At 68.5% G+C, this 21,802-nt stretch carries 18 protein-coding genes; 9 read left to right on the top strand and 9 right to left on the bottom strand.

Features of this window, described 5'->3' with window-relative positions:
- Nucleotides 1–704 precede the first annotated feature (704 nt).
- Together ACBJ59_RS52225 and ACBJ59_RS52220 are read left to right on the top strand one after the other, a co-directional pair.
- Entirely contained in the window at nucleotides 705–2,678 is a 1,974-nt protein-coding gene (locus ACBJ59_RS52225) for an APC family permease (protein ID WP_375117437.1), read from the top strand.
- A gap of 971 nt (nucleotides 2,679–3,649) precedes the next feature.
- Nucleotides 3,650–4,399, top strand: a complete 750-nt coding sequence (locus ACBJ59_RS52220; protein WP_375117436.1) for an aminoglycoside adenylyltransferase domain-containing protein — start codon at nucleotides 3,650–3,652, stop codon at nucleotides 4,397–4,399.
- A gap of 322 nt (nucleotides 4,400–4,721) precedes the next feature.
- On the opposite strand, the gene ACBJ59_RS52215 is transcribed toward ACBJ59_RS52220, so the two are convergent.
- Entirely contained in the window at nucleotides 4,722–5,117 is a 396-nt protein-coding gene (locus tag ACBJ59_RS52215) for a hypothetical protein (protein ID WP_375117435.1), read from the bottom strand.
- Nucleotides 5,118–5,993: 876 nt separating this feature from the next.
- Here ACBJ59_RS52215 and ACBJ59_RS52210 point away from each other — a divergent pair.
- A complete protein-coding gene (locus ACBJ59_RS52210) occupies nucleotides 5,994–6,149 on the top strand; it encodes a hypothetical protein (RefSeq protein ID WP_375117434.1) in 156 nt (51 codons plus the stop codon).
- A 77-nt stretch (nucleotides 6,150–6,226) separates the two neighbouring features.
- Here ACBJ59_RS52210 and ACBJ59_RS52205 read toward each other — a convergent pair whose 3' ends face one another.
- Nucleotides 6,227–7,633 carry a hypothetical protein gene (locus tag ACBJ59_RS52205; RefSeq protein ID WP_375117433.1) on the bottom strand — a complete coding sequence of 469 codons (1,407 nt, stop codon included), beginning with the start codon at nucleotides 7,631–7,633 and terminating at the stop codon, nucleotides 6,227–6,229.
- 627 nt (nucleotides 7,634–8,260) lie between these two features.
- Nucleotides 8,261–8,527 carry a hypothetical protein gene (locus ACBJ59_RS52200; RefSeq protein ID WP_375117432.1) on the bottom strand — a complete coding sequence of 89 codons (267 nt, stop codon included), beginning with the start codon at nucleotides 8,525–8,527 and terminating at the stop codon, nucleotides 8,261–8,263.
- 389 nt (nucleotides 8,528–8,916) lie between these two features.
- Here ACBJ59_RS52200 and ACBJ59_RS52195 point away from each other — a divergent pair, with 389 nt between their 5' ends.
- Nucleotides 8,917–10,347 carry an alpha/beta hydrolase family protein gene (locus ACBJ59_RS52195; RefSeq protein ID WP_375117431.1) on the top strand — a complete coding sequence of 477 codons (1,431 nt, stop codon included), beginning with the start codon at nucleotides 8,917–8,919 and terminating at the stop codon, nucleotides 10,345–10,347.
- Nucleotides 10,348–10,846: 499 nt separating this feature from the next.
- Here ACBJ59_RS52195 and ACBJ59_RS52190 read toward each other — a convergent pair whose 3' ends face one another.
- On the bottom strand, nucleotides 10,847–11,527 hold the full coding sequence (locus tag ACBJ59_RS52190; RefSeq protein ID WP_375117430.1) for a response regulator: 681 nt from the start codon (nucleotides 11,525–11,527) through the stop codon (nucleotides 10,847–10,849).
- Nucleotides 11,506–12,726, bottom strand: a complete 1,221-nt coding sequence (locus tag ACBJ59_RS52185; RefSeq protein ID WP_375117429.1) for a sensor histidine kinase — start codon at nucleotides 12,724–12,726, stop codon at nucleotides 11,506–11,508. The genes ACBJ59_RS52190 and ACBJ59_RS52185 overlap by 22 nt, the downstream gene beginning before the upstream one ends.
- 244 nt (nucleotides 12,727–12,970) lie before the next feature.
- Between ACBJ59_RS52185 and ACBJ59_RS52180 the strand changes: the two genes are divergently transcribed.
- The 4 genes from ACBJ59_RS52180 to ACBJ59_RS52165 all read left to right on the top strand — a co-directional run bounded on the left by ACBJ59_RS52180 (nucleotide 12,971) and on the right by ACBJ59_RS52165 (nucleotide 16,241).
- Nucleotides 12,971–13,363: a DUF6326 family protein gene (locus ACBJ59_RS52180; protein WP_375117428.1), complete on the top strand. Its 393-nt coding sequence runs from the start codon at nucleotides 12,971–12,973 to the stop codon at nucleotides 13,361–13,363.
- Between the two features lie 158 nt (nucleotides 13,364–13,521).
- The gene (locus ACBJ59_RS52175; protein WP_375117427.1) at nucleotides 13,522–14,208 is read left to right on the top strand and encodes a hypothetical protein; all 687 of its coding nucleotides are present in this window, start codon (nucleotides 13,522–13,524) and stop codon (nucleotides 14,206–14,208) included.
- Nucleotides 14,209–14,291: 83 nt separating this feature from the next.
- The gene (locus ACBJ59_RS52170; protein ID WP_375117426.1) at nucleotides 14,292–15,194 is read left to right on the top strand and encodes a hypothetical protein; all 903 of its coding nucleotides are present in this window, start codon (nucleotides 14,292–14,294) and stop codon (nucleotides 15,192–15,194) included.
- Nucleotides 15,195–15,755: 561 nt separating this feature from the next.
- Entirely contained in the window at nucleotides 15,756–16,241 is a 486-nt protein-coding gene (locus tag ACBJ59_RS52165) for a hypothetical protein (RefSeq protein WP_375117425.1), read from the top strand.
- Between the two features lie 158 nt (nucleotides 16,242–16,399).
- Here ACBJ59_RS52165 and ACBJ59_RS52160 read toward each other — a convergent pair whose 3' ends face one another.
- From ACBJ59_RS52160 to ACBJ59_RS52145, 4 genes are all read right to left on the bottom strand, one after another.
- Complete coding sequence (locus tag ACBJ59_RS52160) at nucleotides 16,400–17,350, bottom strand: ISAs1 family transposase (RefSeq protein WP_375117424.1); 951 nt, start codon at nucleotides 17,348–17,350, stop codon at nucleotides 16,400–16,402.
- A complete protein-coding gene (locus tag ACBJ59_RS52155; RefSeq protein ID WP_375117505.1) occupies nucleotides 17,299–17,577 on the bottom strand; it encodes a transposase family protein in 279 nt (92 codons plus the stop codon). The genes ACBJ59_RS52160 and ACBJ59_RS52155 overlap by 52 nt, the downstream gene beginning before the upstream one ends.
- Nucleotides 17,578–18,105: 528 nt before the next feature.
- Nucleotides 18,106–18,459: a hypothetical protein gene (locus tag ACBJ59_RS52150; RefSeq protein ID WP_375117423.1), complete on the bottom strand. Its 354-nt coding sequence runs from the start codon at nucleotides 18,457–18,459 to the stop codon at nucleotides 18,106–18,108.
- 200 nt (nucleotides 18,460–18,659) lie between these two features.
- Complete coding sequence (locus ACBJ59_RS52145; protein WP_375117422.1) at nucleotides 18,660–18,947, bottom strand: hypothetical protein; 288 nt, start codon at nucleotides 18,945–18,947, stop codon at nucleotides 18,660–18,662.
- A gap of 2,101 nt (nucleotides 18,948–21,048) precedes the next feature.
- Between ACBJ59_RS52145 and ACBJ59_RS52140 the strand changes: the two genes are divergently transcribed.
- A complete protein-coding gene (locus ACBJ59_RS52140) occupies nucleotides 21,049–21,786 on the top strand; it encodes an integrase core domain-containing protein (protein WP_375117421.1) in 738 nt (245 codons plus the stop codon).
- Nucleotides 21,787–21,802: the final 16 nt, after the last annotated feature.

Below are 21,802 nucleotides of genomic sequence, written 5' to 3'. Positions count from 1 at the left end.
CACCATGATGCGCGTCGGCCTGCCCACCCGCGCGAATGCGCTGTTCTGTGACGAGCAATCACCGGGATCCTCATGATTATGCGATGGACATTTCCGTCGGCCACCGAATAGGCATATCGAGTCAGGGGTACCCAGGAAAAGCCGGCTCTGAAACATGCGCCACCCTCGACGGCGACTCCGATGAGAAATGATGTCATTCCATTCAAGCCGTTTTATTTCTTGATTTGTCCACTAAAAGCGGCGATCCGGATACGGTGCACGTGGGACTCTTTTCGCCGCTCCCGCACCAGCCGTTCACCGTTCTGGCGGCGAAACCCTGCCGCCGACCGACCCGCGGTTTGTGCGCGAGACATGGAGCGAGCGCGGCGGCGCTGACCCGCCGACAGGCGGGATGCTGCGGCGTGCGACAGCTGCCGGCAGGCCGGGGGCGGCGATGAGCTCGTGCACGCCCTCGCGCCGCAGGCGGACGCAGCCACCTGTCCCGGCCCGATCGCCAACCGCGCATTGTTGCGGCGGCTGCTGGTGCACGTCGAACACGTCGCCGCAGGCGATCCGACCGCCGACCACCTTGCACGCCAACGGCCGCACCCGGCTCAGCCGGCCACCTCGATGACGGATCGCCGCATGTCGAGGCGGTGCACCGCTGCCACCTCGATTACAGTCAGTGATCGAAAGGAGGCGGTGATGCGTGTGACCGCCGGCCCGTGAAGGAGTGGGCGAAGCGGGTCCTGATCGGCCGCCCGCTGCCGACCGGGAGCCTTGCCACACAGCTCCTGCCCAAGCGGCTGGCGTTGCCCGTCTTCTGCAGCGACCCCATCTCATCGGTGGCGTACGCGACCGAGCAGATCATCATGGCCCTCACCCTGGGCGGGCTCGCCCTGCTGCACGTCACGGGGTGGATCGGGGCGGCCATCGTGGCCATGCTGGTCATCATCATCGTGTCCTACCGGCAGACCTGCTACGCCTACCCCAACGGAGGCGGAGCGTACGTCGTCAGCCGGGAGAACCTCGGCACCAACGCCAGCCTGGTCGCGGCGAGCGCGCTGCTGGTCGACTACGTGCTGACGGTAGCCGTCTCCGTCGCCGCCGGAGTCGACGCCATCACCTCCTATCTACCCGCGCTGGAACGCTGGTCGGCCGCGCTGAGCGTGGCCTGCATCGCGATACTCACCCTGATCAACCTGCGCGGCACCCGGGAGTCCGGGCACGGCTTCGCCGTGCCCACCTACGCCTTCATCGCCGGCATCTACCTGCTGTTCCTGGTCGCGGCGTGGCGGCTGGCCACCGCCGACCTGCCACGCGCCATCAGCGCGGACTTCGCCATCGACCCGCTCTACCAGCCCGCCGGTGTGGTGGCGATCTTCCTGGTGCTGCGGGCGTTCGCCTCCGGGTGCACGGCACTGACGGGAGTCGAGGCCGTCAGCAACGGCGTGCCTGCCTTCCGGCCGCCCAAGAGCAAGAACGCGGCGAACACCCTGGCGATCATGGGCGTGTTGTCGATCACCATGTTCTCCGGCATCACCGCGCTGGCGCTGTTCACCGGCGTACGGATGACCGACCCCGATCACCCTGGCCGGGTCACCGGGATGCCCGCGAACTACGTCGAGCCGACCGCGCTCGCCCAGATCGGCGACGCCGTCTTCGGCGGCGGCGTCCTGTACGCCTACCTCCAGGCCACCACCGCGGCAATCCTGATCATGGCCGCCAACACCGCGTACAACGGGTTCCCCCTGCTGGCCTCCATCCTGTCCGCGGACTCCTACCTGTCCCGGCAGCTTCACAAGCGGGGAGACCGACTGGTCTTCAGCAACGCGATCCTGCTGCTCGCCACGGCCGCGGCGATCCTGCTCGTCGCCTTCGACGCCAACACCTCCCGGCTGATCCAGCTTTACATCATCGGCGTCTTCGTGTCGTTCACACTCAGCCAGGCGGGCATGGTCCGGCACTGGCAGCGCCTCGGCCGGCCGTACACCCTGCAGGTGCGGCGGCGCCAGGCGATCAACGCGGTCGGAGCGGTGGTGACCGCCGTGGTGCTGGTGATCGTCCTGGTCACCAAGTTCCTCAACGGCGCGTGGATCGTCTGCCTCGCCATGCCGGCGCTGTTCGTGCTCATGAAGGCGATCCGGCGGCACTACGACCACGTGCGGGAGGCGACCGAACCGGACGCGCCCCCGGTTCGCCCGGCCATCGCTCACGCCATGGTGCTGGTGTCCCGGCTGAGCAGCCCGGCTCTGCAGGCGCTCGCCTACGCCGCCGCCACCCGGCCGGCCAGCCTCGAGGCCGTCCACGTGTGCACCGATGAGGAGATGACCCGGGAACTGCGGGACGGCTGGGAGCGGTACGCCCCGGATGTGCCGCTGACACTGATCGACTCGCCGTACCGGACCACGGTGGGCCCGGTGCTGCAGCATGTGCGCGAACGACTGGCCCGGCACGACGGCGAGATCGTCACCGTCTACATCGTCGAATACATGACCGGCCACTGGTGGGAGCGGATGCTGCACAACCGGCTGGCCGCGCGGCTGCGGGACCAGCTGCTGCTGATCTCCGGAGTGATGGTCACGCTGGTGCCCTACCGCCTGGCCTCGGGTGAACGCCGCGCCGCCGACCGGCGTCCTCCTCGGCGGGCCCCCCGCCTGGTCACGCTGGCCCGAGGGCTTCCCCGAGACTCAGCATGATGCCGCCTCGCCGGGGGCCCGCCGACCGACGATCCGCCGATCCGCCGATACGAGCCGCCTGGCCCGGGACGGCAATCCGGGCATCGCTCTGCTCGGCGACGCCATCGGCCAGCGCCCGCACCCGAACCCCGCCCTGATGACGACCCTGCGGGGACCACCTCATCGGCACCTGACCGCCCTCCTGCAAACGCCGGACCCCGCCGCCGCGGCCATGGCAGCACCCGGCAAGCCTGACAAGCCCCCGCCGTACGCCTGACCGCCTCCCTACCGCCCGGGGAGCGCGTTTGTAGGAGTCCACGACTCCGATCGCGGCCCATCCGCCATTGATGCACGCGGTCCCGCACCGCCAGTCCAGCGGGTACGAGCCGGTGTTGTGCAGGGCTCCGTCGGAAGTGCGCACCCTGACTTCGCCCGCCTGGACGTTCCAGGTCACGACGTCCAGATTGCCGATGAAACGGGCAGCATCCCAGGCCAGGTCGAGGGCCTGTCACAGGGCAGCAGGCATCCGGGGTGCCGCCGCTCCTGATCACCTCGGCCCCACGCCGCCACGCTCGATGGGATCATCCGCGCATGCCGGATTTCGCGCGCCTCTCGATCGAGCAGGTGCGGAGGATCAGCCGGAAGGAGTTGCGGCTCTCAACCACCTCAAGATCAGCACTTTCGACCGCATCCTGCTCAAGCCGACTCCCTTTCAGGGAACCTGGCCAGCCTCACCGCCTGCACCCGTCCGAGATCGTCAAGGACCTGGACTTGCCCGAGGCCGCGCCGCTCTCGGCCGGAGAAGGACGACGACCCTGGGAAGGTGATACGCCCATCTGGGCCGCTGCTCCGCGAGAAGCTCACGGCCTGGGCGAGCAGCCGCGACGTCGAACTTGTCGGTAGCTTCACGATCATGTCCGATCCCGACTTCACACCCCTTCGTGTCACCCATCTCACCCATGGCCTCGCGGCTGCTTTCCTATAGTCCGATCATGGATTCTCTGTCAGGCCACTACATCGGTGACGTCGCATCCGCGATGGCGGCGGTGCTCGGCTCGCGGCTGACAGGCGTCTACCTCCATGGGTCCGCAGTGCTCGGCGGCTTCGACGCGCGGCGCAGCGACATCGACGTCATTGTCGTGTGCGAGCGTCCCATGACGGCAGATGAGCAGGCAGCCGCCGCAGAACGGCTACGCCGCGACCGCCTGCCTTGCCCTGCTCAGGGGCTGGAACTGAGCGTCGTTACCCTCCCGGTCGCCCGGCACCCCACGGCACAGCCGCCGTTCGAGCTCCATGTCACGACAGCTGCCGATGACACCAAGGTCGTCGATGGTCATGGGCATGAGGGAGACCCCGACCTGGTGCTGCACTTTGCCGTATGCCGCCGGGCCGGGCGCCTGGTCGGTCCCGGGCGCTCCCCCGCCGAGGTGTTCGCTCCCGTCGCCCATGACCTGGTGGTGGCCCAACTGGTGTCCGAGTTGCGCTGGGCCGCGGAACGCGCGCCTGGTGAGTACGCGGTGCTCAACGCCTGTCGTGCCTGGCGGTTCGCAGCGGAGGGCACACTCGTGTCCAAGATCGACGGTGGACAGTGGGCGCTCCACCGCGTGTCCGCCATGAGTCATGAGCTGGTCCAGTCAGCCCTCGATCGCCAGCGATGCCTGCCCGCCGCCGAGCTCGACCCGCGCGAGGTCACCCGATTCGTTCGCTGGATCCTTTCCAGGATCATCGACGCATCGGCATGACGCGGCCTCGGTGTGGAGACAGGGTGACCCCGATGAGCAAGAGCGCTTGTTGACCGTCCGCGACGGTGACTCCCCCGAGCGTCTGGAGCGCCATGGCGAACTGGCGGCTGGAGGAATCGGCCACTCATCTTTGCGAGAGCCACCTCCCCGGGTGGATACGGCAGACAACCAACCACTCTCCGGCGCTCTCAGCGCCTTCCATTTCCTCCGCACCATGAGAACGCGAACGGACCGTCGCCTCGCTGCGAGACGATGAGGCCGTCTGGGCCGCCCCTCCTGAGAGGTGGCTTCGACTCTTCAGGGACTCCCGGAACTGGGAGGTTCACCCAAGGGTCAGGCGCTTGGTGTCCGACACCACCACTTCTGGAAGAACGGACCCCTGCTGAAGCTGAACGCCGGCCTCTGCTTTTTCGCCTCGTTTGATGGTGTTGTAGTTACTGGAGACGGATACGTCCGTGGTGTGACTCTGCCCGTCGCAGGTGAGCGTGGCGAGCCTGCCATACACATTGCCCCAGCTGAACTTGAGCCTTGCCGCGATGAAAGGACTTTCCAGGTTCTGGTCGCAGGTGTAGGTGACGTTGATGGCGGCGTTCTTGCCGCCCTTAGCGGCGGCAGAATTGATGCTGATGGAGTTGGTTTGGGCGATCGCTGGGGTGGCGGTGCCCAATGTCGCGGCTGCCGCCAGCAGGGCGGCGGTACGGGTAAGCGGGGAGAGCATGGACCCTTCCTTCACTAGATGACTTGCTGTAGTAATTTAATTACCCAGTGTAGTTGAATGTATGTTGAGGAAGGAAAGAATTCAAAGTTTGACCGTCTGGGCAAGTCCGCTTGCCACTGCAGATCTCGAGAGGCGACAGATGACCGCGGGACGTTTCCGTCGGCGTGCCGCCTGACGTACGGCCGCCACCATGTGGTCGCGCGGGTGGCCGCCTGTGCACGACGTCGCCGAGGTTGTCTGGAGTGAGGTCATCGATCCCGCCGCACGTTGACCCGCGAGCGTTTCGGCAGCGCGCCGCAGTGCCGCCGCGCTCACCACGGCGACCACGTCCATCGCCACCCGATGGAGACGTGGGTGTATGCCCCGATCGACAAGGGCGCGGTGGCACACCGGCCCACCGGCCGCGCCCGGCGACGCCGCGGACGCGCTCACCCTGCTCGGCGCCGCCCGCGCCCGGCTCGACCGCGATGAACTGGACCTGCTGCAGGCCGCCCGAGCCGACGGCCGCGACTGGGACGCCATCGCCGCGCTGCTCGGCGACGCGGCGACCCCGCGAGCCGCCCGGAACCGGCACACGGAGTTCCTGCGCGCCTTTCCGGACCATCAGCCGGTCCGTGCCGCCTGGCCGACCGTGCCACCGTCGCCGAGCTCGACGATCGCCCGGTCCGGGCATTACTGCTGCCCGATGACGCCTGCGGCATCGGGTCGCGTGGCCGGCGCACACCGCGTACACATGGGGGGCGTTCGGCTCACTGCGGTCCCAGGCGTCGAGTTGCCTGGCGTCGCTGGTGACCAGGTGCCGCATGCTCTGGCGGCACACCTGGTTCAGCCGGTCGCCCGGCCGTCGCCTTCACCGCCCGCCAGGACGGCTTCATCGTGGTCGCCCTCCAGCCTGTCCCGGCCCGTCCTCCGGCCAAGCGCTGGCTCCAGCGGTTCGACCAGGGGGCACAGCCCGACCACGCCCGCTATGTACGCCGCCGCTATGGGCAGCCCGCCGCGAAACGGCTCGGCCGCATCGCGCTCGAGGGCTGACCCGGCACCATCATCGGGTTCTGCGACGCCTACCTGCGCGTCCGCTTCGACGAAGCTCGGGGCCACCCCCTGCTCTGTCACCCCATCGCGGGTGTCACGTATCTGGATGCAGCCAAGGCGCCCCCCGCAGTGAGTGAGAGGCCGGGCCCCAGGGGACCAGCGTCATCCGCATCGCCGGCCGGATGCAGCAGGACCCGACGACGGGGTCGACGCCAGCGAGATGCATCTGCATGGCCAGGACCTCGTCCACCAGGCCGACACCGCGTACTACGCCGCGTTCGGCCTGAGATATCTGCGCGATCCTCCCCGCTGGATCGCAAAGTACGGCTGCGTACAGCACCTGGAGGTTGTGCACCCCACGACCACGGGTCCGTTGACCTGCCCGCAGCTTTCCACGCTGCGGCCGGGTGACCCCGGCCCCGGTCCCCATCCGGACCGCCGGGTGACCCGGCCTGGCTCCCATACGGCAGGTCAGCCCACTCGGCCGCCGTCGAGGTGGGCCTGTTGAGCCGCAGGGGGTTGCCGTCGGAGACCCGCCCGGCTTTCAGGACGGCAACGGCGGCCAGGGTGGTGAGAGCCGCCAAGAGGGCGGCGGCGGCCAGGGTCAGAGCGTCGGGGCGGACGAGGGGCTGGGCGCGTAAGGCCTGCCAGATGAGCAGGGCGATCAGGCCGGTGTAGCTGGTGGCCGCCACGCCGATCAGGCGAGCGCGGAGGCGATCGTCCCGCAGGAGGGGATGGCGCGCCGCCAGCGCGGCCAGCAGCAAGGCGGCGATCAGCATGAACTGCAGGCCGTGCAGCCCGACGAAATGCGGGATCCGCAGGTCGCCGCCGGTGGTGCTCCACTGCGTGAGCGGCAGGCCGGGCCCGCCGTCGGGCACGCCCACGCTGTGCCCGCTGCTCAGGAGGACCCTCTCGCCGCCGGTGGTCAGCGCGGTCTGCGCCGTTCCCTGCGCCGGGATGAGGAAGCCCAGGGCCATGCCGAGGACGGCCAGACCGAGGCCGGTGTGGATCGCCCGGCTCATCGCGCGGTCGGCGTGCACCCGCTGGACGGCCAGGATGATGGCGAGCGCGAGGTTGGCCAGCATGATGCACAGCACGCCGTTGCCGAAGATGACCTGCATGACCCTCTCGGCGGAGGCGGTGGACTTGTTGAAATGGCTGAAGGTGCCACGGGCGGCCTGGATGGCGACGATGGCGGTGTCGACGAACCCGGCGACGGCGAAGACGGTGGCCAGTCCCGAGGTCCACCTCCTGCCCCGATGGGGCAGGGACAACATCCAGGCGAGGGTGGTGCCGTAGACGGCCATCGACACCGCGAACTTGAACGGCTTGAGCCAGACGGGGGCACCGAGCAGGACCCGGTCGTCGAACGCGAGCCCGGCCACCGAGACGACCACCAGGAGCAGCATCGAGGCGACCATGAGCATCAGCGGCCGATGCCACCGCATCACCCGGCCGAGTGGCGCACGGAGAACAGGGGACATCGGACCTCCTGTGGACGACCAGAGCTACGGCCCAGCCTCCCGGTCGCCGGCCCCGGCCACATTGCCGTACACCCCCTTGTCGCAGTGAGGTCAGCCCTACCATCCAGGAACGCCCGCCAGACTCAGCGGCGCTCGCCTGCGGGCGGAGGAACAACACCCGGAGGACGCAGCGCCATGGGCGCGGTGCATGCTTCAACTGACGGGGTGCGGCTGGACCGGAGGCTGTTCACCGAACGGACGCCGGCCAGGGCCGCCGGGCTGGCGTCCTGGCGGTCGCGACCATGGGCTTCAACGACGGCACAAGTGACCCGCCGGCCGGCGCAGCGATGATCCGGGCGGCCTGAACGACCTCGGCCGGTGGTCACCTCCTGTGCAGAGAGCGGCCGGCGTCTGACCGCGAGGCCAGGAAACCATCGCCGCCGCCGACCTGGATGGTGGTGGACGACACCACCATCCAGTGCAGAGCCCCGCGCACGCCGCCGGCGCGGTGGCCGTCGTGGTGACCACGGACGCGGGCGCGGTGACGAACAGCTCCACCTACGCCTGACCCGCTGCTCAGGGGATTGTGATCGGGAGTGCCGAGGTGGATGCCGGCGCCAGCGGGCACCAGCATCCATTCGGCAGCGGTCAGGCTGCTGCGGCGCGGTTGCAGGCTTCCTCTGCTACATCGTTGGGCGCGAAGCTGGCGACGAGTCCCTTGCACGCCTCGATGTCGCCGTTGCTGCCGAACACGCAGCCGATGGGGCCGGTGGCGATGCCTTGGCCTTCCAGGTAGGACATGCATGCTTCGATGTCGGCCTGAGCGGGCGTAGCGGAGACCGTCAGGCTGGCCGCGGTGGCGGTGATCGCGGCGGCGAACAGGATGGTGAGTCGGCGACGTCGGGGGGAACGCATGGTGCCTCCAATGTGCGGGGGATCTTCGGGGGGTTTGGGAGGTTGGCCGGATTCGGCGTTGTACTCCTCGGTTGCTTCTCTACCCATCAACTACTGAAAGTAAACAAATAACTACAATAAGTAGCCTCTGGGTAACGCGAGCATGCCCTTCGCTCCTACGCGACGTTAGCGGCGGCTTCAGGCGCCCTGCCCCGATTCGTACGTCGGGAGGGTGGCCCAAGTGAGCGTGCAGCTCGAACACAAGTCGGTGGCGGTCTCGCCGATCGCCGATCGCCGCGGCCCTACGACCCCGGTCGCAGAGCGGTCGTGAGAGGTCATACCGAGGTCGCGCACAACTCTCCACATTGGGGCCGTTGTCCGGCTGAGGTCACTCCGCCACGGTGATCAACATGACTGTGACCGTATTCTTCGGCCTGACCCTCCCAGAGCTCTTGGCCTTGGCGGCCGCCGTCGTGCTGGTGCTGGCCCGCTGGCTGCCGCCCGGCGCGCGCCGACCCTCGACGTGGGCTGGTGCGGCAGCCCTCGCGGTGTCCGCGATCGTGCTGGCCGTGCTCGGGATCCGCTGGCAGCTCGTACCCGTCCTCGCGGGCGGGGCCATCGCGCTTGCGTTCGCCGCTCCCTGCCTGCTGAGGCGGCGTGCCGGGCGGCCCGCACGGCGGGCTCGGTGGTGGCTGGCCCTGCCGGGGTCGGCGGCATGTCTGGCTCTGACTCTCACGGGCGCGGCGGCGGCGTGGGCGCTACCCCGGCCCGTGTTCCCCACGCCATCGGGCGCATACGCCGTCGGCACCACCGTCGTGCAGTGGACCGACCCCGATCGAGCGGAAACCGCCACCTCCCGGACCGATGACAAGCGGACGGTCGTCGTCCAGCTCTGGTATCCCGCGCAGCGCGATCCTGCCGCCCGGCGGGCGTGGTACTTGGGCCGTACGCCGCAGGAGGCACGGCTCGTCGCCCGCGGCGAGGCCGACTACCTCGGCCTTCCGAGCTTCATTCTCGACGAGGCGGCACGCGCCCACACGCGCTCAGTGCCTGATACCCCCGTGGCCGCCGGAGGCGGCCGGTTCCCCGTGGTCCTGTTCTCGCCCGGGCTCGGAGGCGTGCGCACCCAGAGCACCGCCTGGGCCGAGGAACTGGCCAGCCGCGGCTACGTCGTGGCGGCCCTCGACCACCCGTACGACTCAGCCGTGGTCACCCTTGCCGACGGCCAGACGATCCGCACCCGGGTCGCGTCCACCGGCGACCAGGCGGAGGACGACAGGCGCGCGGCCGGGTGGACGGCGGTCAGGGCCGCCGACCTCGGCTTCGTCCTCACCCAGCTCGGCCGCCTGGACCGCGGTGAAATCCCGGGTCTCTTGACCGGGCGGCTCGACATCCACCGGGCCGCGGCGACCGGCCACTCCCTGGGGGGCGCCGCCGCCCTGCAGGCCGCCCGCCAGGACCCCCGGTTCGCAGCCGTCATCGACATGGACGGCTTCCCGCGAGACCCCGCACCGCAACCGTTCAACCAGCCCGTGCTCGCGCTCACCCACGACGTGGAGCCGGGCGAGGAGCCGGACTACATCCCTCGCCTCACGCGGGTGCTCCAGCTCAGCACAGCGACGAGCTACCGGCTCACCGTCCCCGGTTCGGCACACCTCACCTTCACCGACGCTCCGCTCTTCCTGCCGCCGCTGCCCACGCTCGTCGGCTCCCTCGGTCGGAACGCCGGGCCACGTATCACCGCAGCGGCCACCGTCGCCTTCCTCGACGCCGCACTCCGCGGCAAATCCGGCGACCTGGCCGCAGCCCTGTCCAGGTACGGCCACCTAACCGTCCTGTAGGCGGCCACGGCCACGTACGGGTCGTGGCCATCCCGGGGGGCGAAGATCTCCCGCTGCTGCGCACTGCCAGGGGACCTTGCCACATTCGAGTGACAACGTCAGGACCCCACGCCCTTGGCCCGACGAAGCCTCAACGCGGTAGTGCCATACCTCCCAGCGGCGCCTCGTACGGCAGGTCCCGATCCCGCCACCACTCCCGCGTCGCCGCCCACGCCTCCAGCACCGCGCCCACCCGGTAGGTACGCGCCCGCCGGCCCCGCCGTGTCCACGTGAACCATGATCGCCCCGCAGATGTGAGAAGTCGGTCCGCGATGGCGATGGAGGTGCAAGGCAGCAGGAGCCGCAGCGGCGTTGACGCAGGACGCGACGACCGCGCTCGTAGCCTGGCGATCCACACGCTCGGCCGTCCGGATCCGCAGAACGACGCGGTTGCAGCCAGATTGACGCGCCCGGGAGGCGAGACGGCCGGCAGCCGGGTCAGGTGCCGCCGGGGTGAGGTTCAGCCGGTCAGGCCGGCGTCGTGGGCGAGCAGGGCGATCTGGGTGCGGTTGTTGAGGTCCAGCTTGTCGAGAATGCGCGAGATGTGGGCCTTCACGGTCGCGATGCTCATGAACAACTCACCACTGATCTCGGCGTTGGACCCGCCCCGGCCCACGGCGACGGCCACCTCCCGTTCCCGTTCGCTGAGCAGGCTCAGCACGCGTACGGCGTGCTGCCGCCGGGCGGCGGCGCCGGAGTCGGCGACGTGGGCGATCAACTGGCGGGTCACCGTCGGCGACAAGATGGGCTCCCCGGCCGACACCCGTACGATCGCGCGCAGGATCTCGGCGGGCGGCGTGTGCTTGAGCAGGAAGCCGCTGGCCCCGGCGCGCAGGGCGCGCAGCACGTACTCGTCGGCGTCGAAGGTCGTCAGCACGACGACCTCGGGCGGGTCGGGCCGGGCACGCAGCAGCTCGGTGGCGGCCAGGCCGTCCAGCACGGGCATGCGGATGTCCATCAGCACCACGTCCGGGGCGCAGGCCTCCACCGCGGCGGGCACCTCGGCTCCGCAGGCCGCCTCGCCCACCACGCTCAGCTCGGGCGAACCGCCGATGATCATCGCCAGGCCGGCCCGTACCAGCGGGTCGTCATCCACGATGAGAACCCGGATCGCGGCGTTCACCTCGGCCACGGCAGCCATGCCCACAGCCGGAACTCACCCGCGGCGGTCGGGCCGTACTCCAGCCGTCCACCGGCCAGGCCGGCCCGCTCGGCCAGGCCGATCAGGCCACTGCCGCCGCCCGGGATCCCGGCGACGGCGGTGGCGCCGGCCGGGTTGCGCACCTCGACCGTCAGCCCCTCCCCCGCCGCCCCGCCGACGGCCACCGACACCTGGCCGTCGCGGCCGTGCTTGCGGGCATTGGTCAGTCCTTCCTGCACGATCCGGTACGCGCCGCGCCCGATCGCCGCGGGCGCGGCCGCCGGTTCCCCCACCCGGCAGTCGAGCAGCACCCGCATGCCCGCGCGCCGTGACTGATCGACCAGGTCGGGAAGATCGGCCAGGGTGGGCTGGGGCCGCTCCGGCCCCTCCTCGGACCGGTCGAGGCCGGCGCGGAGCATGCCGATGACCTCGCGCAGATCCTCCAGCGCCCGGTACGCGCTGTCGCGGATCACCCCGGCGGCCCGGGCGACCTCCTCGGGCGCGGCGTCGGGACGAAGCTCCAGTGCCCCGGCGTGCAGGCTGAGCAGGGACAGGCGGTGGGCGAGCACATCGTGCATCTCCCGGGCGATCCGGTCGCGTTCGGACTGGCGGACCTGGGCGAGACGCAGTTCCCGCTCGGATTCGACCCGCCGGGCCCGTTCGCGCAGGGACTGCCGCCGGGCTCGTACGAACATCCCCCAGGCGAGCACCGCGGCGACGCAGGCGAAGCCCAGCAGGACCTGCCACCAGGGCGGCACCGGGACGTCCGGCCGGACCAGCGGTGTCAGGAACGGCACCAGCACGCACCCGGCCACGATCGGGCCGGCCACCGCCACGCGCCGGTGCGCCGCGACGGTGAACAGCGCGATCAGCGCCACCCCCGCGGCCGACATCGAATAGACGCTGAACGCCACCGCGACCGCCGCGAAGCCGACCGGCCGGCGCCGGCGCAGCCACATCCCCAGGCAGCTCAGCCCGCCGAGGGCGACGTCCACCGCGAACGGCACCGGTGCGGGACGCTGGCCGAGGCCTTCCACCACGCCGAGCGCCGTGAGGCCGATGGCCAGCAGGAACAACGCCACATCGGCCGCCCAGTCGCGCCTGGTGCGTCCGGCCGGGCGCGCCGGGACGGGCTCGGGCCCGCTGAGCGCGCTGGCGGAGAGCAGGATCCGATGGTCCAGGCCTGCCGGGGTCGTCACGACCAAAGGGTACGGCCGCCCCAGGTCCAGCGGAATCCGACCAAAGTAGATCCCGTACCGCCAACCTTCGGCCATCCGGGCGCCGACCTGCGGCCGTAGCGATGCGCCCGCCCGTCGCGCCAGCCTGTCCCCATGACCGGTACGGGCAGCTTCCGTCATCGCCGGCAGCCGCGCGGAACCGGCCGGGAATCCCCGGACCCCCCGTCCAACGACCCAGAAAGGCGCCGAGGCCGAAATGAGTGACGTGCGAGCAAGACTCTCCACCCTGTGGATCGTCGTCATGTTCACCATGCTCTACGCGGATGTCCTCAGTTTCCTGGACGCCGGATTTCTGCGAGGGCTCATGGCGGGGCATGCCGAGGGCGTACCCGTCACCCCGCTGCTCCTGGTGGGATCCGCGGTCATGGTCGAGATCCCGATCGTGATGGTGGTGTTGTCGCGTGTGTTGAAACCGGCGGTGACCCGGCGGGTCACCTTGGTGGCGGTCCCGCTGACCGCGGCGTTCATCATCGGCGGCGGATCGGCGAAACCCCACTACCTGGTCCTGGCCGCCGTGGAAGTGGTGTGCCTGGCGGTCATCCTGCGGCAGGCCTGGCGCATGGACACCTCACCCGCCGTGAGCCGTCCTGCGGGATGAGGCTTCGCCGATGCCGGGCCCGCACCGGGCCCGCACCGGCCTCGCGGAAGCGCCGGACGGCTGTGACATGAGAATGAGCATCATGACGACCTTCCCCGGCCCGCGCTCGTCGGCCGAGATCCGCGCCCACCTCAAGGCCCGGCATGTTCGGTGGTGAGATGGCGCTGCGCCTCCTGCTCGATCACCTGGCCTACGCCGAACACCACGATCAGGAGTGGGCGCGAGCACTGCGGACGCTGGAATCCCGGGGCGTCTTCAACTCCCTCGGCGTGACCGGAGCGCTCAGCACCGTACTGCCTGTTCCCGGCCAGGACGCCGTCGCCTCGATCTACGCCGAACTCGCCCACGATCATGGATGGTTACAGCCCGACACGACCCTTACGGCGGAGGAGCACGCGTCCCTGCGACGGAGACTCCTCTGCTGGGCTGCTCAGGATCGCCCACTCACCGACGTACTCGAGCCGTCCGCTTGGGAAGAAGAGCATTCCAGGACGCTTTCACCTTCACGCCGGAAGGAAGCAGACTCCGCCCGGCCTGACCTCTGGTGGCCGGCGGAACGGGCCGCGTTCGATGAGGGGATCGATGCGGGATGCATGCTCGGCAGCGCCTCCGAGAGCAGCCCAGGCGAACGGTGTTCAGCCCTCGGGATGCGGTGGCCGGTCAAGGCCCGGCGAGCTGGTACGACGGTGCCAACGGCGGCCCTCAGATTTATCGGCCTGAATGTGGGTTTTGGGCATATGTGGGCCGACCCCCTATTGAGTCGTCCGGCGGCGGGTGGATTTCGGCCAGCGCACCGGGACAGCGAAGTCGCGATCAAATCGCCATTGAACAGCACTGGGGGTTGACAGGGGTGGCGTTCAGGCAGAGATTTATCTCTGCAACACGCGCGCGAATCTGTGAGGGGGGGCTCGTTCGAAGGAGCCTGGCGATGCGAATCGGTGCGCGATCTCTGCTGCGTGGATGCGCGGCATTCACCTTATTAGCAGCCATCACTTCTGCGCCGCTCACCTCTGCGGCGGCGGCGAGTTCCGCGCCGGATGATGTGCCCGCAAGCGTGCTCGACAGCGTTCGCCATCTCGCGCAAAGCGCGAATCGTCCCGACATCCGACTGGCTGGTCCGGCTGCACAAATGCATTACCTGGGAAAAGATTCAGCTCCGGTCAAAAGCGGCGCCCCTGACCTCGAAACGCATCGCTTCCTGCTGACGGCTGCGCGATCGCCGGGCGCCGGCGGCTACTCGGGGAGCTTCGTCGACCTCACTCCCCTGCCCAACGAGACCTGGGTGGGAAGGATGTCCAGCGAGACGGGGTCCCTTGCGGCCGATGGCGTCGCGAGGACATTCCCCACACTCGAATTCTCCATGAACGCAGACGGTGAGATGATTGCGTCGTCCGTGGATCCGGATGGCCTCTCCCTGATGCGTCTCGCAGCGGAGGGCTCAGAAAAGCAGACCAGCGCCGCTGCGCAGGCGCAGTTCACCTGCACATTCGGCGTATGGGAGCCGGACGTCCGACTGTTCTATACATTCGTCATGGTTGGCGATGATTTCCACATATGTAATCTGCCTGGTGGCTCGCTGGACAACATCTCCCTCATCCGCGTTTTCGTGGACGTTGTTCGGTCAAACGCGGGCGGGGGAATGCGAACCGTCACTGGGTATGGCTGGTACGTCAGCAACTCCGTGTCCGTATGCGTGATCGGAACAACGTCTCTTTATGCGTGGACAACCGAGCAGCAGGCTGTCGCAACAGCGCCATTGTTTCCGAATCTCTCCGCTGTGCACCAGTCGCCGTACCTGACCATCGAGCTACGGCCGTCGCCCGGCTGCTGACAGGGGTGGCTCATCTCGTCACCTATCCCCAGTTGCCGACCCAGGCGCTGCCCACCCCACCTGGGGTCCCTGATGTCGGCGAGAGTTCCAAACGGCCCACCTTGGTTGCCCGTTAAGCCAGGATGTCCCTCGGATTCGATGTTCATCGAGACTCTTCGTTCACCCGTCTGATCAGACTCTGCAAGTACGAGAGGCAGGGGCAGTCGAACGCTGAACTGCTGGTCAGAGATACCCCTTTGGGGGTGGGGGTGGTGGAGAATTCTGTCGAGGTCAGCGGGCCTGCGGTGACCGTCGCGGAGGCCCGCACGCCTTGTCGCGCCGGAAGTCCTCGCGGTCCAGCAGCAGGACGTCGGCCTGCGGACGCGACTGTTCGGCCGCAAGGCGGCCGCGCTTGCTGGACCGCCACCGACGACGAGCACATCCCGCAGCTCTGCCACGTTTCGCCCCTACCCGGCCAGGTACCGGAAATCGCGTCCGGGAATTGAGTACGGGGTACTCATGCCGTTCCACTGTTCCCCGTCATGTACTGAGCCCAGAGCAAATCGTCTGGGTAGGAGCGTCATGAATGACCTGAAACTTCCTCGCGCAATGGCCGTCGCCGCGGCCGTTCTCACCGCGGCGGGCATCATGCTGCCGACGGCCGCCACCGCCGACGCGGCTCAGCAGGCGAAGTCGGCCGACTGCTACGTGAATCTGGGCACCCTCACCTTCGGCGCGGGCGGCCGGAACATCGGCGGATACCCTCCTCGGTACGAGTTCGACGCCAGCCCCTATCTGGGCGCCATCTACGATTCATGCGCCGGCACTATGAAGGTGTACTACGGCGGGTATAAATCGACTCATTACAATATCCGCGGCTACGGGAATCAGCGCGAGGTCCCTGGTGGATTGAAGCGGGTCACGACGTGGCGCGTTTCGGGCTCAGAGCCGCGGGCCTATCCCTTCACCGTCCAGGCCTGCAACCGCGGCAGCGGGGGTGGCAGGTCCAAGTGCACCCAGTGGTCGCCGACCGTCTGGCTGCAGATCAACGCGGAAGTGGTGCGGTAACTCCGGCACCACAAAAGCCCACCGCCAGCCCGCCTCAAGAAGATCCTCTGGAACGCCGTGCCGACCGGGCCGCTCGGGGCCTTACCCGGCCGGCGACCAAGTACCGGCACGGTCGTTTCAAGATCATGATATGAGCCCGAGGATGGTGAAGGGCCTGGTCATGTAGCGGCAGGCCCAGCGGGTGGCTTCGGCGATGTCGGTACGTCCGGCCAGGCTCCTCCAGCCACGAGTTGCGCACCCCGATCGCCGGAGTGTGCACGCAGCTGGAGGAGGAGCGCGCTGATGGCGAGGTTGCGCAGGGATGCCAGGACGCGGGGTCCGGAGCGGATGCGGACGCGGGAGTCGTCCTCGCGGAACAGGGTGTCGCGGATCCAGTGCACGACTTCGATGCCCCACCGGACGCGGACCAGGCGAGCCACGCGGGCCAGGTCGGCGGGGGTGACCAGATCGGGGCCGGCGCTGGTGACGCCGAGCTGGGCGATGGTGGAGATCGGGGTGCCGTCGCGGGTGGTGACGTAGCGTTCGATCAGCCGGATCTGGCTGACGTGTGGGAACGGCAGGCGTGCGGGAGCGGGCAGGACCTGGATGGTGTGGGTGGCGATTCGCCGGTGTCCGATGTCGATACTGGTGTGCGCGTGCGGGACGGTCGGCCAGGGCAGGGCGTTGAGCGCGTCGAACAGCGCGCGGCGGTTTTCTTTGACCGGTAAGACGAAGTGGCCGCCCTGGGCGCGGATCAGCCCAGCGGTGGCCTTGACGGTGTGGAGCGCGTCGCCGGTAACGATCACGCCGGTCAGGTCGCGGCCTTCAGCAGGTTGCGGGGGGCGATGGTCTCCCGCGGCTTGGCGCCGTCCACCTCGGCCGAGGCCGCCACGACAGCTTGGTCGGGCGGGCCGAGCAGGGCGGCGATCAGGGTGCCGCTGGGTGCCGTCGGCGTTGGTGGCGCCGCGAATGATCTTGCCGTCCAGGCGCAGGTGTGTCAACGCCGTACGCCCGCTGTCGCCGGTGTCGCCGCTGGTCACGGTGTCGTGCTCGTTCTGGCGGGTCAGGAGGGTGGCGGTCAGCCAGGTACCGATCGCGGCGTCCAGGGCGTCGGCGTCGGTGGCCGACAAGATGCGCCAGATTGTGGACCTGCTGGGCGGGCGGCGGGCGTGGCGCCCGCGCGCATGTACAGGTCGGACTGGACCTCGGTGGGCACGTCGGCGATCCAGCCGCTGACCGCGGTGTAGCCCTTCATCCCGGCCACGGTGGCCGCCGCGGCAAGCGCCAGCACGGCTGCCACCGGGTGGTCCCTACCTTGATCCGAGCGGCCATCGGACACTCCTTCCAGCAGTTTCATGTCATCCCTGCGGCCGAGCCGGTAGCGGCCGTTCCGATCATTTCGGTCTCTCTTGACCATGCCTGCCGTGACCTGCTGCCGAGAGTGATCACGCGTCCGCAGTAGCAAGGGTCTTCCACAGATCATCTTGCACGCGGAGCTTCGCTGTGGCCCAGGGGCACTGCTAGCGGCATACGCACCGGTCGAGCTGAACAACCTGGGCCGCACACCCGATCCCGAGCAGCGGACGTTCTGGCCGACGTCGGACAGAGTGATGGGCTGATGTCACAGCTCCCGGTTGTACGCCGCCACGGCACACCGGCGCCATCCCGCGAAGCGACGACCTGGCGCCTGCGAGGATGCGGTAAGGAAGAATTCCCGTTCTCAGGCTCGTCCTGGGCTGGTCCATGAGCAGATGCCTTTGTCGCTGCGACAAGCGAGTTTCATGCCGTTGCTGTCCACGGCTGAGGAGCACACGTATCACCCGTTGATCGCCGAGGTGCTGACCCGGGCCGGTCGGCAGCTTTGACCGGCGCGAGCCGGCCAAACTCATGCTCGCGTCGTGAACTGCGCGCGTACCCACAGGTAGCCGAGCAAAGAGAGCCCGGCGCACCCGGCGATCGCCATGATGACCTGGCCCGCCGACGGCGGGCCGGTCAGCAGGCCGCGCAGGGTCTCGATGAGCGGGGTGAACGACGATGGAGCTGATGGCCGCGCCCTCGGCCCCTTCTTGCCAGCCGGCACGAGCCCGATGATGACCCCGATGGCCACGAGCCTCCCAAGCATGGCGTCGTAGCGGGCCAGCGGGCCCCGCATGGTGTGGCGAAAGTCGATGCCGTTCAGGACGATCTTGTCCTCGTACGCCTTACGCGGCGTCGCGGCCGCGATCACTGAACCGTTCATGGTCGTTACGGTCCCGGACCGCTCTGATGCCCGGCCGATGTCGCGCTGACACGGCCGCTGACGCGGCCGTCCGCCGCCGATATCTGCCCGTACACCGGCCGCGCCCGCCTCGGGTACACCGCGCCCGCGCCCTGCTGGACGCGTCCGTGCCCCGGCCGTCGCCCGTGATGGTCTGGACGCCCTCGCACACCTACACATTTCTAGGCCAGGCGGCCACCCACCGGCTCCTCATCCAGCGCCAGCAGCGCCCGGGCGTGCTCCAGCTCGGCCTCCACCTCCTCGAGCGTGGCAAAGCCGCGCCGTCGCAGCGGGTCGCGCCGCCGACCGTCCGCGTGCGCGGGCAGCTCGAGCTGGTAGGCCCACCGGCCGTGGGCACTGCACCACTTCCCGCCTCCGCCCGGGCGGCGCAGCTTCGGGCAGGCCTTGCCCAGCCGCTTGCCGGTCGCCTCGTCCCGGCAGGAACACGTCTTGAAGGTGGTTCCATTCACCGTCGCTGTCGCGCCCTTCCTCTTGTTCGCTGATATCACGCCGCCGGCTTGCCCGACGCCGCACTTCCTGCGGCCCGCCCCGCCGCCGAGGACCACAGCTGCGTTGTCGCCCGTGCGGGACGCCACCGGCGGCCTTACTCATCGGGCCGATGCCCGCACAGGGTCACCGCGCAGCGTCCCCCGGGAATGCGGCATGCGCATGCTCCGCCCCAGACCGACTGGGCCCCTGTCGGCCCACACAGGCCCGTAGGGGCCGCAGCGGGACGGTCGGGAGCCACCGATTGGCCCGGGGCGGTCGGTATCGACGCCCACCTCCACCGCCCACGTCAAGCGATATCCGCTGGTCACGTGTCCCGACCCACGTGCAGGCTCCGCCTGGGCGCACTGTCGGTATGGGCGTGATGGAACAAGGCCGGCCTCACGCACATGGCCAGCCGCTTGCATGCATGACGGCTTCGCTGCCGCCCCGGAACATGAAGGCATGAGGCTTCGGCGATGCGGGCGAAATGTACTGTCGGCATCATCGTCCCGATCCGGCGGACGAGCTTGTCCCTGTCACTTACCTAAATACCGACCCGCAGAGCCAAGTTAGGACAGGGCGGCAGGCCAGGCTTTGGTCAAACCGACATGAGACTGCTCCGAGGGACCCGGGCGATCAACGGTCTCACGTGATCGCAAAGCGTGACATGCAAGGACGAACCGAGTCATGCACGCCTCCCCGGCAGCATCTCCAGAACGGCTGCCATGAGCGAGGCCTGGACCGACAGCGGATTCGTGATCACTCAGCGCGACAGCAGCCGCCCATGCCCTCAAGGAATCTCCAATCCTCCCTGCGGCCGGCCTGCCTCACGGGCCTTTCCGCCCACCCCTTCCACAATTTGCGCCATGGCGTCGCCGCGCTGAGACTGCCGCCCGGGATGGAGATGAAGGTGAGGCTGGAAACGCCGGACACACCTCCGGCACCTTCGCCCCCAATACCGCGGATCCACCCGCAGGTGGCCGCGGCCGAGAAGGCCGCCGCCCTGTTGTACGGCGATAAAGACTAGACCGAATCGGGGAACTCATCTCACTGCGAGGCTGACAGTCGGATTAAGCGTCCGGCCCCGCACCGGCCGTCTTCTCTCAATGGCTGCCGGGGCCACCGCCCTTACCGCAGAGTCCGGGGACAGCGAATCGGATCGAGGCCTGTGCAGAGTTGGCGCCTCCGAGCACACACGGAGCACGCAGCCGCTAGATATAGATCTCTAGACGCATCCGATCCTTCGCTCTCGCAGGTCAGAACCATGCTCAGAGCGCGCCCTACAAAGTTCGTACCTGCAACAATCGGATTAGAAGCAAGATCTTTAAGTGTGGTGGAGTGTCATCTAACGGTGATTTATACCGTCTCGGCGCACAATGCGTGTCAAGTGGTGCCGGGCCCTGACGACGCGTGACGGGGCGTGCGAGCACGCATCGAGCACGGCGAACACCCTGATTTGATCATGCAGGTGCGCCACACGATGAACGCCCCACCGCAGAGCACGCCGACACTGCGTACAGGTGACGATCGCTGTGCTCGGCACGTGCTCCAACCTATACACCACGCCCGTGGACGCTAACGGGCATGTGAGGCCGGGAGAAGGGTGCCGGCATCGGCGCGCCCCAAGTACGGCATCCACGCTTGTCCCGCTCGGAAATACAGTTTCGTGCTGTGAGCTGGGGTTTTGCTGCATGATCAGCGCAGCGGCTGCGACCATCTCGAGGTGTTGTTATCGCTTGTCTACCGGTTGGTGAGGTGCTTGTTCGACGTGCTGACCGTGCTGGTCCGCACTGATCTGTCCAAAGATGTTGAGCTGCTGGTGCTCCGACACGAGAACCAGGTGCTCCGCCGTCAACTCGATGGTCGGCCGCGGTGGGACCACGCCGACCGGCTCTGGCTTGCAGCGCTATCGCGGCTAATCTGCCGCCACCAGTGGACGGAAATCCTCCCGGTCACTCCAGCGACGATCCTGCGTTGGCATCGTCACCTGGTAGCCCGTAAATGGACCTTCACCGACAGGCGGTGCCCGGGACGGCCCCGCACCCGTCAACCCGTCAACCCGTCAAGAGACTGATCGTTCGGATGGCGCGGGAGAACCCGACCTGGGGGCACCGGAGAATACAAGGCGAGTTGGCTCGCCTGGGCTATCCGATCGCGGCCTCCACGGTGTGGGAGATCCTGCACACAGCCGGTATCGATCCGGCACCCCGCCGGGCCGGGCCGACCTGGCGACAGTTCCTGACCGCTCAAGCCCACGCGATCGTTGCCTGCGACTTCCTCGTGGTCGAGACGATGATGCTCAAACGCCTGTACGTGCTGGTCTTCATCGAGCACGGCACCCGGAAACTGCACCGTGCCGGAGTAGCCGCGCACCCAACCGGGGCATGGACAGTGCAGCAGGCCCGCAATCTCATGATGGATCTTGGTGATCGCCACTCCGGGCTACGGTTTGTGATCCACGATCGAGACCCGCTCTTCACCTCCGCCATCCGGGAGGTCTTCACATCTGAAGGGCTGGGGGACATCACCACGCTGCCGCGGACGCCGAGAATGAACGCCATCTGCGAGCGCGTCATCGGCACCCTACGCCGCGAACTCCTCGACCGGATCCTGATCCTCAACGAACGCCACCTGGCCCTTGTGCTTCAGGAGTACCTGATCCACTACAACGGGCACCGGCCGCACCAGTCCAGGCACCAACGTCCCCCGGACATCGCAACCCAGCCCGCCCGCGACGTAACCGACCTCAACGACCAACGGATCGTCCGCCGAAAATCCGTCGCCACAGGCACGATCAACGAATACCACCACGCCGCATGACCGCAGCTCAGACCAC

This window comes from Nonomuraea sp. MTCD27, from assembly GCF_041950495.1.
Lineage (GTDB): Bacteria > Actinomycetota > Actinomycetes > Streptosporangiales > Streptosporangiaceae > Nonomuraea.
Note: the sequence above shows the minus strand (reverse complement) of the source record. Positions and strands in the feature narration are given on the sequence as shown.

Coding starts and splice junctions, on each gene's coding strand:
- ACBJ59_RS52200 (WP_375117432.1), bottom strand. CDS start 8,527: ATGCGTTCCCCCCGACGTCGCCGACTCACCATCCTGTTCGCCGCCGCG.
- ACBJ59_RS52150 (WP_375117423.1), bottom strand. CDS start 18,459: ATGAACGGTTCAGTGATCGCGGCCGCGACGCCGCGTAAGGCGTACGAG.
- ACBJ59_RS52190 (WP_375117430.1), bottom strand. CDS start 11,527: ATGGCTGCCGTGGCCGAGGTGAACGCCGCGATCCGGGTTCTCATCGTG.
- ACBJ59_RS52175 (WP_375117427.1), top strand. CDS start 13,522: ATGGCGCTGCGCCTCCTGCTCGATCACCTGGCCTACGCCGAACACCAC.
- ACBJ59_RS52215 (WP_375117435.1), bottom strand. CDS start 5,117: ATGCTCTCCCCGCTTACCCGTACCGCCGCCCTGCTGGCGGCAGCCGCG.
- ACBJ59_RS52140 (WP_375117421.1), top strand. CDS start 21,049: ATGGCGCGGGAGAACCCGACCTGGGGGCACCGGAGAATACAAGGCGAG.
- ACBJ59_RS52220 (WP_375117436.1), top strand. CDS start 3,650: ATGGATTCTCTGTCAGGCCACTACATCGGTGACGTCGCATCCGCGATG.
- ACBJ59_RS52205 (WP_375117433.1), bottom strand. CDS start 7,633: ATGTCCCCTGTTCTCCGTGCGCCACTCGGCCGGGTGATGCGGTGGCAT.
- ACBJ59_RS52170 (WP_375117426.1), top strand. CDS start 14,292: ATGCGAATCGGTGCGCGATCTCTGCTGCGTGGATGCGCGGCATTCACC.
- ACBJ59_RS52195 (WP_375117431.1), top strand. CDS start 8,917: ATGACTGTGACCGTATTCTTCGGCCTGACCCTCCCAGAGCTCTTGGCC.
- ACBJ59_RS52155 (WP_375117505.1), bottom strand. CDS start 17,577: ATGAAACTGCTGGAAGGAGTGTCCGATGGCCGCTCGGATCAAGGTAGG.
- ACBJ59_RS52165 (WP_375117425.1), top strand. CDS start 15,756: ATGAATGACCTGAAACTTCCTCGCGCAATGGCCGTCGCCGCGGCCGTT.